At 72.0% G+C, this 16160-nt stretch carries 15 protein-coding genes; 11 read left to right on the plus strand and 4 right to left on the minus strand.

Annotation, left to right across the window (positions count from 1 at the left end; translation table 11 throughout):
* Positions 1-20 precede the first annotated feature (20 nt).
* From mshB to C8250_RS27410, 8 genes are all read left to right on the plus strand, one after another.
* The gene (mshB, locus tag C8250_RS27375; RefSeq protein ID WP_138351020.1) at positions 21-881 is read left to right on the plus strand and encodes an N-acetyl-1-D-myo-inositol-2-amino-2-deoxy-alpha-D-glucopyranoside deacetylase; all 861 of its coding nucleotides are present in this window, start codon (positions 21-23) and stop codon (positions 879-881) included.
* 59 nt (positions 882-940) lie between these two features.
* Complete coding sequence (locus C8250_RS27380; protein WP_138351088.1) at positions 941-1312, plus strand: DUF6113 family protein; 372 nt, start codon at positions 941-943, stop codon at positions 1310-1312.
* Between the two features lie 140 nt (positions 1313-1452).
* Positions 1453-3498 (plus strand): hypothetical protein, encoded by a 2046-nt coding sequence (locus C8250_RS27385; RefSeq protein WP_187145000.1) that lies wholly within the window; start codon positions 1453-1455, stop codon positions 3496-3498.
* Positions 3499-3614: 116 nt separating this feature from the next.
* Positions 3615-4571, plus strand: coding sequence for an ABC transporter ATP-binding protein (locus tag C8250_RS27390; RefSeq protein WP_138351019.1), 957 nt, complete (start codon positions 3615-3617; stop codon positions 4569-4571).
* Positions 4568-5308 (plus strand): ABC transporter permease, encoded by a 741-nt coding sequence (locus C8250_RS27395; protein ID WP_138351018.1) that lies wholly within the window; start codon positions 4568-4570, stop codon positions 5306-5308. Before C8250_RS27390 ends, C8250_RS27395 begins: the two co-directional genes overlap by 4 nt.
* A gap of 106 nt (positions 5309-5414) precedes the next feature.
* Entirely contained in the window at positions 5415-6596 is a 1182-nt protein-coding gene (locus tag C8250_RS27400; RefSeq protein ID WP_138351087.1) for a sensor histidine kinase, read from the plus strand.
* 150 nt (positions 6597-6746) lie between these two features.
* Positions 6747-8975 (plus strand): MMPL family transporter, encoded by a 2229-nt coding sequence (locus tag C8250_RS27405; protein ID WP_138351017.1) that lies wholly within the window; start codon positions 6747-6749, stop codon positions 8973-8975.
* Between the two features lie 26 nt (positions 8976-9001).
* Positions 9002-9640: a response regulator transcription factor gene (locus C8250_RS27410; RefSeq protein ID WP_138351016.1), complete on the plus strand. Its 639-nt coding sequence runs from the start codon at positions 9002-9004 to the stop codon at positions 9638-9640.
* A 15-nt stretch (positions 9641-9655) separates the two neighbouring features.
* Here C8250_RS27410 and C8250_RS27415 read toward each other — a convergent pair whose 3' ends face one another.
* Together C8250_RS27415 and C8250_RS27420 are read right to left on the minus strand one after the other, a co-directional pair.
* Positions 9656-10480 carry a transglutaminase-like domain-containing protein gene (locus C8250_RS27415; RefSeq protein ID WP_138351015.1) on the minus strand — a complete coding sequence of 275 codons (825 nt, stop codon included), beginning with the start codon at positions 10478-10480 and terminating at the stop codon, positions 9656-9658.
* On the minus strand, positions 10477-11484 hold the full coding sequence (locus C8250_RS27420) for a GNAT family N-acetyltransferase (protein ID WP_138351086.1): 1008 nt from the start codon (positions 11482-11484) through the stop codon (positions 10477-10479). The genes C8250_RS27415 and C8250_RS27420 overlap by 4 nt, the downstream gene beginning before the upstream one ends.
* 114 nt (positions 11485-11598) lie before the next feature.
* Between C8250_RS27420 and fdxA the strand changes: the two genes are divergently transcribed.
* The gene (fdxA, locus tag C8250_RS27425) at positions 11599-11925 is read left to right on the plus strand and encodes a ferredoxin (RefSeq protein WP_138351014.1); all 327 of its coding nucleotides are present in this window, start codon (positions 11599-11601) and stop codon (positions 11923-11925) included.
* An 88-nt stretch (positions 11926-12013) separates the two neighbouring features.
* A complete protein-coding gene (gene dapC / locus C8250_RS27430) occupies positions 12014-13111 on the plus strand; it encodes a succinyldiaminopimelate transaminase (RefSeq protein WP_138351013.1) in 1098 nt (365 codons plus the stop codon).
* A gap of 81 nt (positions 13112-13192) precedes the next feature.
* Here the strand turns inward: dapC and C8250_RS27435 are convergent, their stop codons facing one another.
* Both C8250_RS27435 and C8250_RS27440 read right to left on the minus strand, forming a co-directional pair.
* Positions 13193-13690 carry an ATP-binding protein gene (locus tag C8250_RS27435; RefSeq protein WP_138351012.1) on the minus strand — a complete coding sequence of 166 codons (498 nt, stop codon included), beginning with the start codon at positions 13688-13690 and terminating at the stop codon, positions 13193-13195.
* A gap of 275 nt (positions 13691-13965) precedes the next feature.
* Positions 13966-14907, minus strand: a complete 942-nt coding sequence (locus tag C8250_RS27440; RefSeq protein ID WP_138351011.1) for a heavy metal transporter — start codon at positions 14905-14907, stop codon at positions 13966-13968.
* Between the two features lie 102 nt (positions 14908-15009).
* Between C8250_RS27440 and dapE the strand changes: the two genes are divergently transcribed.
* The gene (gene dapE / locus C8250_RS27445) at positions 15010-16080 is read left to right on the plus strand and encodes a succinyl-diaminopimelate desuccinylase (protein WP_138351010.1); all 1071 of its coding nucleotides are present in this window, start codon (positions 15010-15012) and stop codon (positions 16078-16080) included.
* The last annotated feature ends 80 nt before the right edge of the window (positions 16081-16160 follow it).

Below are 16160 nucleotides of genomic sequence, written 5' to 3' on the forward strand. Positions count from 1 at the left end.
CGGGTCGTTACGCTCTCCCCATGAGCGATCTCCCTCCCAGGCGGCTGCTGCTCGTCCATGCGCACCCGGACGACGAGTCGATCAACAATGGCGCGACGATGGCCAAGTACGCGGCCGAAGGCGCCCATGTCACCCTCGTGACCTGCACTCTCGGCGAAGAGGGCGAGGTCATCCCGACCGATCTCGCGCATCTGGCCGCGGACCGTGACGACACCCTCGGCCGGCATCGCATCGGAGAGCTCGCAGCGGCCATGAAGGAGCTCGGGGTCACCGATCACCGCTTCCTGGGCGGGCCCGGCCGCTACCGCGATTCGGGGATGATGGGCGTCGTCCAGAACGAGAACCCGGACTGCTTCTGGCAGGCCGACGTGGACGAGGCCGCCGGCCATCTTGTGGAAGTCATCCGCGAGGTCCGGCCGCAGGTCCTGGTCGCCTACGACCCGAACGGCGGCTACGGGCACCCCGACCATATCCAGGCGCACCGTGTCGCGATGCGCGCGGCCGAGCTGGCCGCGGCCGAGGGCCACGCCATCGAGAAGATCTACTGGAACTGCGTACCGCGCTCCGTGATCGAGGAGGGCTTCGCGGCCCTCGAGGCGGCCGGCAAGGAGATCCCCTTCGAGGGGATCGCCTCGGCCGACGACGTACCGGGCGTGGTCGACGACGCGAAGGTGACGGCGGCGATCGACGGGACCGCGTACGGGGAGCGCAAGGCCGCGGCGATGCGCGCCCACTTCACCCAGATCGCGGTGGACGGCCCGTTCTTCGCCCTCTCCAACGACCTCGGGCAGCCGCTGTTCGCCTCCGAGTACTACGTGCTGGTGCAGGGGACCGCGGGCGCGGAGCGCGAGGACGACCTGTTCGTCGGGGTGCGGGTATGAGGCCGGCCACGACGGCGGGTGCGGGCAAGGAAGCACAGCGATCGGCGGGCCGCGCGGGGATGGGCGGCACGGGCCGGACCGTGTCGTATCTCGTGCTCGGGGTGCTCGCCGCGCTGGTCGGCGGGGCGGGCGCGCTGGTCCAGGACGGCTGGTTCCCCGGCGGGCTGCTGCTCGCGCTGGCGGGCGTCGCGGGGCTGTTCTACGGCGGGGTGAAGCTCACCGGCACCCGGTTGGGAGCGGCGGTACCGGGCGCCGTGTGGCTGATCACCGTGATGCTGCTGAGCTCCGCGCGACCCGAGGGCGACTTCCTCTTCGCGGCCGGTATCGGCCCGTACATCTATCTGTTGGGGGGAGCACTCGCGGGAGTGGTCTGCGCCACTTTGCCGCAATTGCCCTCATCCGGGGCTAATGACTCCCGACTTGGCGGCTGACCCGCTGTCCGTGGTGTGCTGAGGAGCGAGCGTTCCACCGGTCACGGGGATCGCTCCGGCGCCGCCCAGTATGGTGGTGCGCGCTGGCGAGCCGCCTGAGGATGGCCGTGAGGTGGCGAAGCTAACCGGGAGAGCCTGCTTTGAGTCGTGAAACTGACAGTTCGTCCTCCGGGAACCAGGGGGGTCGCGGCGGGGCCGCGTACCCGTCGGGGACCCCGCCGTACGGAACCCGCCCGTTTCCGTCGCTGCACCCGCAGGAGGGGTCGCAGGACGGCGACGCCACGCCCGAGGCACCGGTGCCGCCGGCCGCCGAGGAGCCCAGGACCGAGACCACGATGACCACCAGGATCCGGATCAACATCCCCGGATCCCGGCCGATTCCGCCGCTGGTCATGCGGACCCCCGTCGAGGACCGCACGCCCGCGGAACCGTCCGGCGACCCCGACCCGGGCCGCCCCGCGTTCAGTTGGAACGCCGTGCCGGCGCCCGCGCCCGCTGCCGAGCCGGCCGGGGAACCGGAGCCGGACGAGGCCCCCGGGCCGGAGCGGACCAGCGACTGGTTCGCCCCCCGGAAGACCTCCGCGGCGGCTCCCGCGCCGTCCCCCGCACCGGGTCCCACGCCGCCTCCGGCATCGGACAGTACCCAGCCGATCAGCGTCGCCGGCCTGCAGTTCCCCGACGACGTCCGCGACCCCCGGCCGGCCGGCGGACAGCCGACGGCGGGCCCGTACCTGGCGCCGCCGATGGGCACCCCGCTCGGTGGCCCGGGAGCCTTCCCCGGGAACCGGGACGACACCCCGTGGCCCGGCTCGAACCCGCTGGCCCCGCAGGACCCCGCGTTCAGCGACCCGTCCTACCGCGATCCCGGCTTCGCCGACCCGGCGTTCAACGGCCCCCCGTTCGGGCCGGGCGGAGCGCCCGGTGAGGGCGACCGCAGCACGCCTTTCCCCGCCTACCAGCCGCCCGCGGGCCAGGGTCCGCAAGGACCGGCGGGACCGACCACCGGCCCGGTGACCGGCGCGGCGCGGCTGCCCCTGGCGGGCCAGCCCGCCCCCGGCACCACCGGGCCCGGTGCTCCCGCCGCCCCCGGTGCTCCCGGTGGGCGCGTGTCGGGCGACACGCTGGTCAGCGGCATCCCGACGGTGCCCGCCGGCCCCAGGACGCCCAAGCCGCCGGCCGCCGGCGAGGACTCCTACCGCTTCGAGGCGGACAGCACTCCGGCGAAGCCCAAGGGCCGCTCCAAGGTGATATTGGCGGGCGGCCTCCTGGTCTTCCTCGCGGGTATCGCCTACGGCGCCGGCCTGCTGATGAACCACGCCGAAGTGCCCAAGGGCACCACCGTCCTCGGTGTCGACATCGGCGGGAAGTCGCGCGACGAGGCCGTCAAGGCGCTCGACGCGAAGCTCGGCAACCGCATCACCGCCCCGATCAAGGTGAAGATCGGCGCCCGGACGCTGGAGCTCAAGCCCTCGGTGGCCGGCCTCTCCATCGACAACCTGGCCACCGTCCGCTCCGTCGCGCACACCGACTACAACCCGGTCTCGGTGATCGGCTCGCTCCTCGGCGGAGCGCGGCCGGCCGAACCCGTGCTCGTCGAGGACGACGAGAAGCTGAAGTCCGCGCTGCAGAACCTGTCGCAACAGGCGGCCGGCGGATCCGGTTCCGAGGGCATGGTGAAGTTCGTCAGCGGCAAGGCCGTCGGCGTACCCGGCACCCCGCGGCAGGCCGTCGACGTCGACGGCTCGATGAAGAAGGTCACCGACGCGTACCGGACCCGCGCCGAGACCGGCCGGGACCAGTTGGTGGAGCTGACCGCCACGACCGTGCAGCCGAAGGTCACCCAGGCCCAGATCGACGAGGCGATCGCCGGCTTCGGCAAGTCCGCGATGGCCGGGATCGTCACCGTGAAGGCCGACGGCTCGCACAAGGTCCCGTTCGGCCCGAACAAGTCGCTGCCCAAGTTCCTGACGATGGTCGCGGACGCCAACGGCAAGCTCCAGCCGTCCTTCGACCTGGTCGTCCTCAAGGACCTGTACGGCAAGGCGTTCACCGGCGTGCTCATCGTGCGGGACAACGGCACGAAGTCCGCCGTCACCCCGAAGGACGTCGCCGACGCGATGCTGCCGGCGCTGAACTCGTCGGACCAGTCCAAGAAGACCGTGGTGATCCCGCACGTGGCGAAGTAGCGCCAGGTCGTATCGTCCTGGGCCCCCGGCAGCGGTCCGGACCATGACATCTGTCATGCGGAAGACACGATGTCCGGCACTGCCGGGAGGGCCCGCCGCTCGGCGAAGCTGATGCCATGACCGCACCAGCCGTACAGACCGCGACCGACGGGCCCACTACGGGCGAACCCGTGGTCGGCTTCAGCGGCGTGAACAAGAGCTTCGGCCCTGTGCACGCTGTCGCCGACCTCACCCTGACCCTGCACCCAGGCGAGACCGTGGCGCTGCTCGGTCCCAACGGGGCCGGCAAGTCCTCGGCCCTCGATCTGCTGCTCGGGCTGCGCAACCCCGACTCCGGCGGCATCAAGGTCTTCGGCACCACCCCGGCGCAGGCCATCGCGCAGGGCCGGGTCGGCGCGATGCTGCAGAGCGGCGGCCTCATGGAGGACGTGACGGTGCGGGAGATCATCTCCCTGGCCTGTGCGCTGCACCCGCGTGCCTACCCGGTGGACGAGGTGCTGGCCACCGCCGACATCACCGACATCGGCGACCGCAAGGTCAACAGGCTCTCCGGCGGCCAGGAGCAGCGGGTCCGCTTCGCGCTCGCCACCGCCGGCGACAACGATCTGATCGTGCTCGACGAGCCGACCGTCGGGATGGACGTCACCGCCCGTCAGGCGTTCTGGGCGACGATGCGCCGCCGGGTCGACGAGGGCCGCACGGTGCTGTTCGCCACCCACTACCTGGAGGAGGCGGACGCGATCGCGGACCGCGTCCTGGTCCTGCACCGCGGCCGGCTCATCGCCGACGGCACCGCCGCCGAGATCAAGGCGCGGGCCGGTGCCCGCCGGATCACCTTCGACCTCCAGGGCGCGATCGACGAACCCGCGCTCAGGGCGCTGCCGCACCTGGTGGGCGTCGAGGTGTCCGGGGCCACCGTCCGGATCCGTTCCGACGACGCCGACGCGACGATGCACGCGGTCTACGGCCTGGGGCTCTACCCCCGCAATCTCGAAGTCGCGGGCCTCGGCCTGGAGCAGGCGTTCCTCGCCATCACCGACGCGGCATCCGCCGAGGAGGCGGAAGAGCGATGAAGACTCTGATCAAGCTGGAGATCCTGCGCGTCCTGCGCAACAAGAAGTTCATGTTCTTCTCGGTGATCTATCCGCCGCTGCTCTTCCTGATCATCACGGCGGGCACCGACCCCAAGGCGAAGCTGCCCGGCACCGATCTGTCGACGGTCGCGTACTTCATGGTCGCGATGTCCGCGTTCGGTGCCATGACGGCCGTCCTGATGGGCAACGCCGAGCGGATCGCCCGGGAGCGCGAGAAGGGCTGGGTGCGCCAGCTGCGGCTCACCGCGCTGCCCGGCCGCGGCTACGTCACCGCGAAGATCGCCTCGGCGGCCACCATCAGCCTGCCGTCGATCCTGCTCGTCATGATCGTCGGCGCGGCCGTGAAGCAGGTGCGCCTGGACGCCTGGCAGTGGGTCGCGATCCTGCTGTGCAGCTGGGCCGGCAGCTTCGTCTTCGCGGCGCTCGGGGTGGCCATCGGCTACGTCGCGTCCGCCGATGTCGCCCGGCCGATCTCGATGATCGCCTACTTCGCGCTGGCGCTGCTGGGCGGTCTGTGGGTGCCCTTCACATCCTTCCCGCAGTGGATGCAGAACATCGCCCAGTACCTGCCGGCCCGGCCCTACGCGGCGCTCGGCCAGGCCGTCGAGCTCGGGGACGCCCCGCATGTGAAGGACATCGCGATCCTGCTGGTCTATCTGCTGGTCTTCGCGGGCGGCGCGGCGTACCTGTACCGCAAGGACACCCAGAAGGCGTGACACCGTGAAGCCCGTGAAGTCCGTGAACCCCGCCGACGGCGCCCGCGCCGGACGAGAGAACTGGGCGCCGTGGCGCGCGGAGCTGGAGGCCGCCGACTCCACCTCCATGGGCCGCGTGCCGGAGACCCGCAGGCAGGCCGTGGTCAAGCTGCTGTGGATCGCCATCTGGATGCTCTACCTGGGCGCCCCGGTGGACGACCTGGTGCACGGCGGCCACGGGACCGCGGTGGTCGTCCTGGCCTCGCTGGGCCTCACGGGATTCGTCATCGCCTATCTGTCGCTGGTCTTCCTGCGGACCAACACCGAGGAGGAGAAGCGCTGGGTGTACTGGGTGCTGTGCGCCCTCGCCGGGCTGGCGGCGGTCACCTCGGCGACCCTGGGCAAGCCCTGGCTGGTGCTCTTCGTCTACGTCTCGGTGGCGTGCGGGGCGGTTCTGCCGCCGACCCGGTCCCGCTGGCTGATCCCGGCCGCCACCGGGGCGCTCGCCCTCATCGGCTCCTTCGTCGACACCCAGCGGGACCTCTTTCCGGCGCTGCTGATCCCTTGCCTCCTCGGAGGGTTCGCGATGGTGGGCATCAGACAACTCGTCCAGACGATGCGGGAGCTGCGCGAGGCGCGGGAGGCCGTGGCGCAGCTCGCCGCGACCGAGGAACGGCTGCGGCTCGCCCGTGATCTGCACGATCTGCTCGGCCACTCGCTGTCCCTGATCACGCTCAAGAGCGAGCTGGCCGGCCGGATGCTCCCGGACCGGCCGGTGGACGCCGCGCAGCAGGTCGCCGACATCGAGAAGGTCAGCCGCCAGGCGCTCGTCGACGTCCGTGAGGCGGTGAGCGGCTACCGCCGCCCCACGCTGGCCACCGAACTGGCCGGAGCCCGCACCGCGCTGGCCGCCGCCGGCATCGCCGCCGACCTCCCGGTGGAGCTGCCGCCCACCGCGGCCGCACAGGACGACGGAACGTCCCCGGCGCTCGCCCCGGACACCGAGGGCGCGCTGGCCTGGGCCCTTCGTGAGGCGATCACCAACGTCATCCGGCACAGCGGCGCCACCCGCTGCGTGATCACCCTCACCGAGCGGTCCGACGACGGCGCCGGCACCGTCGTCCTCACCGTGACGGATGACGGCCGCGGCCCCGCCGGCGGCCCCGGCAACGGCCTCTCCGGCCTGGAGGAGCGCCTGCTGCTCGCCGGCGGCAGCCTCACCACCGGCCCGGCGGCGCCGACCGGTTTCACGCTCAGCGCGAGCGTGCCACGGCGTACCCCTGTGGTGACGGTTCCGCCCCTCGCCTGACCTGGTACGCGGCGGCGTCGCGTCCCCCCGTTCGGACGTGTGCCGGTTTCCCGCGGAGCTCCGTCGGCTACCTGTCACCAGCCGAAGACCGCCTCGGCCGGCGCCGGTCCGCCGATCGCCGTTCGCATCCCAGGGCTCCAGGGAGAACGCATGGCTGCACGACGTGCCACGAGCGCCGGACCGGGGCCCGGCTCCGAACGGGCGGGAGCACTGCGCAGGCTCGGTGAGTGGTGCGCCCGGCGCTGCGTCGTGGTCATCATCGTCTGGCTGGTCGCCCTGGCCGGGCTGCACGTCCTGCAGAACACCTTCGGCGGCACGTACTCGGACGACTTCTCGTTGCCGGGCACCCGGTCGAACACCGGCCAGCAGGTGCTCCAGAAGAACGCTCCGGCCTCCAGCGGCACCAGCGCCCAGGTGGTCATGCACGACTCCAAGGGCCAGCTGACCGGCGTCACGGACCAGATCAACCAGACCGTCGCCGCGCTCCAGAGGGTCCCGCACGTGACCTCGGTGACGAGCCCGCTGCCGGCCTCGGCGTCCGCCCCGCCGACGGGTGCGATCTCCAAGGACGGGACGATCGGCTACATCACCGTCCGCTTCGACAAGAATCCCACGTCGATCGGCGAATCCCTGGTCGGCAACGTCGACGGCGCCGTCGCCTCGCTGCGGTCCGCGGGCATCGACGTCGAGTACGGCGGACCTCTCGGCGAGGCCGCCCGGCCCGACACCAAGGACTTCACCAGCGAGGCCATCGGGTTCGCCGTCGCGGTGGTCGTCCTGCTGGTGGGATTCGGCAGCGTCATCGCCGCCGGCCTGCCGCTCGTCAGCGCGCTGATCGCGGTGATCGTCGGGCTGAGCTGTCTGAGCCTGCTGGCGGCGGCCTCCACCTTCGCGAGCGTCTCGCCGACCCTGGCCACGATGATCGGGCTCGGCGTGGGCATCGACTACGCGCTGTTCCTGATCACCCGCTACCGCCAGCTGCTGATGGACGGCGACGATCCGCCCGTCGCGGCGGGCCGGGCGGTGGCCACCAGCGGCCGGGCGGTCCTGGTCTCCGGCTGCACGGTGATCGTCGCGCTGCTCGGCCTGTACGTGTCGCGGGTCAGCTTCATCGGCAAGCTGGGCGTGGCGGCGGGCGTCACCGTGGTCACGGCGGTGCTGGGCGCGCTCACCCTGGTCCCCGCGCTGCTCGGACTGATCGGTCGCCGGATCGACCGCTTCACCTTCCGCAAGCCCGTCGCGGAGGGTACCCAGGGCCTGGAGGGCGAGGCGCAGGGCGGCTGGCACCGGTACGCCCAGCGGGTGGAGCGCCGCCCCTGGTGGTTCCTGCTCGGCGGGGTGGTGGTGATCGCGGTCCTGGCGATCCCGCTGCTGTCGATCCGGCTCGGCCATATCGATGACGGCGCCGATCCGACCAGCTTCACCGACCGGCGGGCGTTCGACCTGATCAGCGAAGGCTTCGGGCCCGGTGCCAACGGTCCGCTGACCATCGTGGTCGACCAGACCGACGTACCGGCCGCCGACCGGGCGGCGCTGGCCACCTCGGTGCAGAAGGCGCTCACCGGCGTACCCGGCGCGGCGAGCATCAGCCCGCCGCAGCCCACCAGCAACGGCCAGGTGCTGATCTCCACCGCGATCTCCGAGGTCGTTCCGCAGGCCGCGGGCACCACGGATCTGACCAACCATCTCGAGGACGACGTCCTGCCGAAGGCGGTGTCGGGCACCGCCGCCCGCACCTATCTGACCGGGACGACCGCCGCCCAGGTGGACTTCCTGGACCTGATCTCCGCACGGCTGCCGCTGATCATCGCGGTGGTGGTGGGGCTGGCCTTCATCATCATCCTGACCGTCTTCCGCGGTCTGCTGGTGGCGCTCAAGGCCGCCGTGCTCAACCTGCTGTCGATCGCCGCCTCGTACGGGGTGGTGGTCGCGGTGTTCCAGTGGGGCTGGGGCGGCCCGGCACTCGGCGTCAACGGCACGGTCCCGATCGAGAGCTATGTGCCGATGATGATGTTCGCCATCGTCTTCGGGCTCAGCATGGACTACGAGGTGTTCCTGCTCTCGCGGGTGCACGAGGCCTGGGAGCGCACCGGGGACAGCAAGGGCAGCGTGGCGCACGGTCTGGAGATCACCGCACGGGTGATCACCTGCGCCGCGCTGATCATGGTGAGCGTCTTCGCCGCGTTCATCCTCAGCGACAACATCGTCATCAAGATGCTGGGTCTCGGCCTGTCGGTGAGCGTCCTGATCGACGCCACCATCGTCCGGCTCCTGCTGGTGCCCGCGGTCATGACGCTGCTCGGCCGGCACGCGTGGTGGATGCCGCGCTGGCTCGACCGGGTGCTGCCGCACGTGGACGCCGAGGGTACGACGGCCTGACGGTGCGGCGGCCCTACTCTGGCCGTATGACTGAGGCCAGCGGCGGGCCACCCGCACGGAACGTACGAGTCCTCCTCGCCGACGACCAGTCGATGGTGCGGGAAGCGCTGGCCACGCTGCTGGGCCTGGAGGACGACATCGAGGTGGTCGCCCAGGTCGCCCGGGGCGACGAGGTGCTGGCGGCGGCCCGCGCCTACGCACCGGACGTGGCGCTGCTCGACATCGAGATGCCCGGCCTGACCGGGATCGAGGCGGCGGCGCAGCTGCGCAAGGCGCTGCCGGACATCAGGATCGTGATCGTCACGACGTTCGGCCGCCCCGGGTACCTGCGGCGCGCGATGGAGTCCGGCGCCGAGGCGTTCCTCGTCAAGGACGCGCCGGCGTCCCAGCTCGCCGACGCGGTACGGCGGGTGCTGCGCGGGGAGCGGGTCATCGACCCGACGCTCGCGGCGGCGGCGCTGGCCGACGGGGCGGACCCGCTGACCGCCCGCGAGCGGGACGTACTGCGGGCGGCGGCCGACGGGTCGGTGAACGCGGAGATCGCACGGAGCCTGCTGCTGTCCGAGGGCACGGTCCGCAACTACCTCTCGACGGCGATCCAGAAGACGGGCGCCCGCAACCGGGCGGAAGCGGTGCGGATCGCCCGCGAGAAGGGCTGGCTCTAGGGTCTGTCCGGCGGCTCAGTTCAGCAGCGCGCGCGCCGATCTGGCCTGTCCCTGGATGGACTTCGCGGCCTCCGGATCGATGATCTTCAGCATCTCCGCGTAGGCCTCCATCTCGGCCGCGCCCTGCAGGTAGTCACCGCGCCGTACGAGGAGCTGGGCGCGTTCGTAGCGCAGCCGGGCCGGGTGCCGGGGGAGCAGCAGGGCGAGCTCGACGGCCCACAGCTGCACGCCGATCTCCTCGGGCCGGGCGGCCGCCCAGGCGCGGATGTTGTTCAGCACCCGCAGCACGATGTCGAGCGGGTCGGCGGGCACCAGCATGTCCGGCGCCAGCGGGGCGCCGGTCGCGCCCGCGACGAGCAGCCCGGCGTCGTCGGAGTCGAGCACCCGGCCGCCGTGGAACGGGTCGGCGAGCACGAAGTGCCCGGCGGGATCACCCAGGCCGACGACGAAATGGCCGGGCAGGGCCACCCCGTAGACCGGGGCGCCGGCCCGCCGGCCGACCTCGATCCAGACCACCGACAGCAGGATCGGCAGACCGCGCCGGCGGCGCAGCACCTCGTGCAGCAGCGAGGACTCCAGCCGCCCGTAGTCGGCGGGCAGCCCGGCGAAGCCGCAGGTGCCGCCGAGGAGCGCGGACAGCGCGCGGGCCCAGTCGTCGGGCGTCGTGAGGCCGTAGGGCAGCATTCCGGCCAGCCGGTCGAGCTCGATCTGCGCCGTGTCCGGACCGGTCCGGCCGAACTCGGGGTCGGCCTCCGCGCCGATCAGCAGGCACAGCTCGGCGAGGTCGGGCCGCTCCTCGCGGGCCGCCTCCGCGAAGCGCTCACGCCACGGGCCCGTCACGGCGACGGCCGGCGGTAGTGGTAGCCGTGATGGGTGGTGAAGCCCATCCGGTCGTACAGCGCCCGCGCGGCGTCGTTGTCCGCCTCGACCTGGAGATACGCGAACGACGCGCCCTCCTCGACGGCCCGGCGGGCGAGCGCGGCCATCACCGCGGTGGCGAGCCCCCGCCGACGGAACGCCGGTTCGACCTCGACGGCACCGAACAGCGCCCACCGGCCGTCCACCACGCCGCGCCCGATCGCCCCGGGCGCGGTGGCGAACCAGACGGACGGCCCGCCGAGCACCACCTTCAGTGCCTGTTCCGCCAGGTCACCCGTGCGGTGGTACGACGCGAGCCAGGAATCCCCGGGCTCGCGGGTCAGGGTGACGGCGTCCGCGCCGGGCAGTTCCGCGAGCGGCGCGAGGGGTGCGGTACGGACCAGGGTGTCGGCCTCCCGGAGCCAGCCGCGCCGGTCGAGCTCGGCGGCGAGCGGCCCGTCGTCGGGGACCTGGAGGTACGGGGTCGTGCCGCGTTCGCCGTACCAGCGCACGACGAACTCCAGCGCCTCGTCCAGCGGCATCTCCGGATCACCGTGCGCGAGAACGGAGTTGGCCCGCCGCGTGAAGCCCTCCCGTCGCCCACCACCACCCTTCCGAGGGAGCGCTCCGCGCACCCCTTCTGTGGCCCGCAGCGTCCACTCGCCCAGCCGCTCGCTCTCCGTGGCCGGCCAGGCGCGCGAGGCCGCTTCCTGGAGCTCCGCCGCGCTCACCCGAGCGCTGCGGCGGACCGGAGCGGGGGGCACGACCTTTCCCGCGACCAGCGCAGATTCGGCGATCCGGACGGTTTCACCGTCCCGGCGGGTGACGCACACCACGCCGTGATCCCACGATGCGAGAACACCGAGGGTGTCGCTGAACGTAGGCTGCCCGTCAGCGATCTCCAGTACCCGCCGTACCGAAACGCGTTTCCCCACGTCAGCAGGGCTGATGCGGACCACTAGCCGTCCTGTGGCGGCAAAATCCATAGTCATCAGTGCCCCTCTTGTTCGTCTCGTGCCCAGGAACGGAGATACTAGAGGCGGGCATCGACGACGCCGCGCTCCCGCGCGAGATGAGCCCTACCGAGGAGGAACGACAGCGTGACCTACGTCATCGCGCAGCCTTGTGTCGACGTCAAGGACAAGGCGTGTATCGAAGAGTGCCCGGTCGACTGCATCTACGAGGGCTCCAGGTCCTTGTACATCCACCCGGACGAATGCGTCGACTGCGGCGCCTGTGAGCCGGTCTGCCCGGTCGAGGCCATCTTCTACGAGGACGACACCCCGGAGGAGTGGAAGGACTACTACAAGGCGAATGTGGAGTTCTTCGACGAGCTCGGATCGCCCGGTGGCGCCTCGAAGCTCGGACTGATCGAGCGGGACCACCCCTTCATCGCCGCGCTGGAACCGCAGAACCAGCCCGGCTGATCAAGACCGCACGACGCGTCGGTCCCGTACGGGGAGGCTTCCGTACGGGACCGGTGTCGTTCTCCAGTCCAGGAAAGTGAGCACCAGCGTGGCGCCAGTCTCCGACCGTCTCCCCGTCTTCCCCTGGGACCGGCTAGAGCCGTACAAGGCCGCGGCGGCCGCACACGCCGACGGCATCGTCGACCTGTCGGTGGGCACCCCCGTGGACCCGGTCCCGGCCGTGATCCGCAAGGCACTGTCCGCCGCGGCGGACAGCCCCGGCTATCCGCTGACGTACGGCACCGGCTCGCTGCGGGACGCCGTCGCGGACTATCTGCGGGACCGGCTCGGCATCGCGGGCGCCCAGCCGGCGAACGTGCTGCCGCTGATCGGCTCCAAGGAGCTGGTCGGCTGGCTGCCGACGCTGCTGGGGCTGCGCGAGGGCGATCAGGTCGCCTACCCGGAGCTGGCCTACCCGACGTACGAGATCGGGGCGCTCGTCGCCCGCGCCGAGCCGGTGACGTACGCCGACCCGGTCGCCGACCTCGACCCGGCGCGGGTCCGGCTGCTCTGGCTCAACACCCCGTCGAACCCGACCGGCCGGGTGCTGGACGCCGCCGAGCTGCGCCGCATCGTGGACTGGGCGCGCGAGCACGGCATCCTCGTCGTCTCCGACGAGTGCTACATCGAGCTGGGCTGGGACGCGGCACCGGTCTCCGTGCTGCACCCCGACGTGTGCGGTGACAGCCACGACGGGCTGATCGCCGTCCACTCGCTCTCCAAGCGCTCCAACTTCGCCGGGTACCGGGGCGCGTTCCTGGCCGGCGACGCGGCCGTCGTCAAGGAGCTGCTGGGGGTGCGCAAGCACACCGGCATGATCGTCCCGGCGCCCGTGCAGTCCGCGATGATCGCCGCGCTCGGCGACCGCGAGCACGCCGTCGTGCAGAAGGAGCGCTACGCCCGGCGGCGGGCCGTGCTGCGGACCGCCTTCGAGGGCGCCGGATTCCGGATCGAGCACAGCGAAGCCAGCCTCTACCTGTGGGCGACGCGTGGGGAGTCCTGCTGGGACACCGTCGGTGACCTGGCCAAGCAGGGCATCCTGGTCGCGCCGGGCGAGTTCTACGGTCCGACGGGCGCGCACTTCGTACGGGTCGCGTTCACCGCGCTCGACGAGCGGGTGGACGCCGCGGTGCGCCGGCTGGCCTGACGTCCCCTGTTGTCCCCGCAACGCCGGAAGGGGCCCGGAGAGCGCGCGCTCTCCGGGCCCCTTCGCGTGGGTCCGCCGTGCCTAGCCGCCGATCGGCAGGCTGCTGAGCGGCAGTGCGTCGGTCGGGAGGGTGCTGATCGGGAGGGTGCCGGCCGACGGGAGCGAGGAACCGCCGGGCATGCCGGCGACCGGGAGGGTGTCGGCGCCGGACAGGCCGGCCGCGCCCACGGACTTGGTGGTCGAGCCGAGGAGATCGCCGGTGGAGCCGGCGGCGTCGCCTGCGGCCTTCTGGGCGGCCGGGGCGGCGGTCTTGCCGGTGGTGCCGACCGTCCGGCCCGCGGCCGGGACGGCCGTCTGCACGGTCTTGCTGCCGGCCTCGGTGGCCAGGCCGCTGGCCTGCTGGGAGGCGCCGTCGAGGGTGTTGCCGAGGCTCGCGCCGTCAAGGTTGGTCAGTCCACCCAGGTCAGCCGTCTGCGGCAGCTCGGCGGCCGACGCGGCGCCGGCGCCCAGCAGGGGAGCCGCGGCCGCACCGATCAGCAGGGCAGCACGGGCGATCCGACGCGAAAGGGGGAGGGACATGGTGCTCCTTTTACGGAGGGGGGACGGGACATGTCCGCCGGGCGGACGTGCTGACTACCGCTCCAGGAGCCCGAAGGTTGCGGCCGTTCGAGGTAAAGAGTTGGTAATGCGTCGCATAATAGTGCTCCGGCAAAATGGTCCATTCCGGTCACGGCGCAAAGAAGTGAGGAAACGTCACATCGCTTGCGTCACAAGGGAGTTGGCGGCCGGTCGGGGGAATTGGCCGCTTCCGGAGTTTGACGTAGCCGCTATGCGCCTGCGGGTGATGCGCCGCACTATTGCGCGACCGTGATCCGTACGTCGCCGTCGGCGGTCTCGGCCGCACTGGTGTCGGACTTCTGCCAGCCCTTGCCGGAATCGGCCGCCCGCCACTGCTTGTCCCGGAACGAGACCTTCTCGACCTTCAGCTCCGCGGAATGGGCCACCGCCCACTGCGCCAGCTCCCAGCCGCGGCGCTTCCCGTCCCCCTCCGCCGCGCCTCCGGCGGGGGTCGACGGCACCTGGACGGTCCGCTCGCGCGCCGTGCCGCCACCGGCCCTGCCCTCGGCCGGGCGCGGGGTGACCTGCGGTCCGAACTCACGGGCCAGCTGCTTGCGGACCCGCGCGGGATCGCCCGTCGTAACGGTCTCGCCCGAGCTCAGGGTGCAGCTGAGCGCGCCGGGCTGCCGGCCGGTCAGCGCCGAGGTCAGCAGGGTCGCGTCCGCCTCGTGCTTCGCGTACGCCTGGGGGAAGCCGCTCTTCTGCACCCGCTGGGCGGCCACGGTCAGCGGCAGCCGCGCATAGCCCTCGATCTTCACCAGGCCGTCGAAGAACTCGTTCGTGGCGTGCACCGGGTCCATGATCTGTGCCGGGGTGCCCCAGCCCTGCGAGGGCCGCTGCTGGAACAGGCCGAGCGAGTCCCGGTCGCCGTGGTCGAGATTGCGGAGCATCGACTCCTGCATCGAGGTGGCCAGCGCTATCGTCAGCGCCCGCTCCGGCAGCCCCCTGGACGTCGCGACCGCGGCGATCGTCGAGGCGTTCTCCGCCTGCTGCGATTCGAGCTCCATGGTGTTGTCGTCCGCCGCGACCGTGCACCCGGCGCGCTGGGAGCGGCTCTCGACGACGTAGTAGGCGCCGTATCCGGCGATCCCGAGCAGGACGAGGCCCGCCACGGTCAGCCGGAGTCGGCGGCCGTTCCGGCGAGGACGCCGCTCCGGCGTCGGCGAAGGCTGGGACATGAGGCCCACCGTACCCACACACCGCTCCCGGAGCCCGAACGCCGACGCCGGACGTGCGCACGTCGCGGGAGGCCTCCGGGCACCGCCGGTAGGGTCGGGGGCATGACCGCAAGCCCGCTCGACCTCAGCCAGGATGCCGCCGCCGTCACGGCGCAGCTCGTGGACATCCCTTCTGTCAGCCTCGCCGAGAAGGCGCTGGCCGACATCGTGGAGGAGGCGCTGCGCGCCCTTCCGCACCTGACCGTGGACCGGGACGGGGACGCGGTCGTGGCACGGACGAACCTGGGCCGCGCCGAGCGGGTGGTGCTCGCCGGACACCTCGACACGGTGCCGATCGCGGACAACCTGCCGTCCCGGCTCGACGCCGACGGACTGCTGTGGGGCTGCGGCACCACCGACATGAAGTCCGGCCTCGCCGTACAGCTGCGCCTCGCCGCGACCGTGCCCGAGCCCAACCGCGACCTCACCTTCGTCTTCTACGACGCCGAGGAGATCGCCGCCCAGTTCAACGGCCTCAAGCGGCTCGTCGAGAACCACCCGGAGTGGCTGGCGGGCGACTTCGCGGTGCTCCTGGAGCCCACCGACGCCCAGGTGCACGGCGGTTGCCAGGGCACCCTGCGGGTCAGGGTGCAGACCACCGGCCGCCGCGCCCACTCCGCGCGCAGCTGGCTCGGTGAGAACGCCATCCACAAGGCCGCGCCGATCCTCGCCCGGCTCGCCGCCTACGAGCCCCGCCGGGTCGTCATCGACGGGCTGGTCTACCCCGAGGGCCTGAACGCGGTGATGATCGAGGGCGGGCACGCGGGGAATGTGATTCCCGACACGTGCGCCGTGATCGTCAACTACCGGTTCTCGCCCGATCAGACCGAGGCCGAGGCGCTCGCGCACGTCACCGAGGTCTTCGAGGGATTCGAGGTCGTGCCCACCGACAGCGCGCCCGGCGCGCTGCCCGGACTGTCCCAGCCGGCCGCCGCCGCGTTCGTCGCGGCCATCGGAACTGAGCCTTTCGGCAAGGAATCCTGGACCGACGTGGCCCGTTTCTCCGCCCTCGGCATCCCGGCCGTCAACTACGGTCCCGGCAATCCCAAGCTGGCCCACACCCGCGAGGAGAATGTGTCGGTGGCCGCCGTCCTGGAGGCCGAGGAGCGGCTGCGGGCCTGGCTCACCGCCTGACGCCCAGGACCCGGCGGGGGGGCTGGGTGGGAACCGCACGGGCCGTTATCCGCGTGATGTTCCCACCATGGTGTGATCGG

The organism is Streptomyces sp. So13.3, from assembly GCF_005860785.2.
Lineage (GTDB): Bacteria > Actinomycetota > Actinomycetes > Streptomycetales > Streptomycetaceae > Actinacidiphila > Actinacidiphila fildesensis.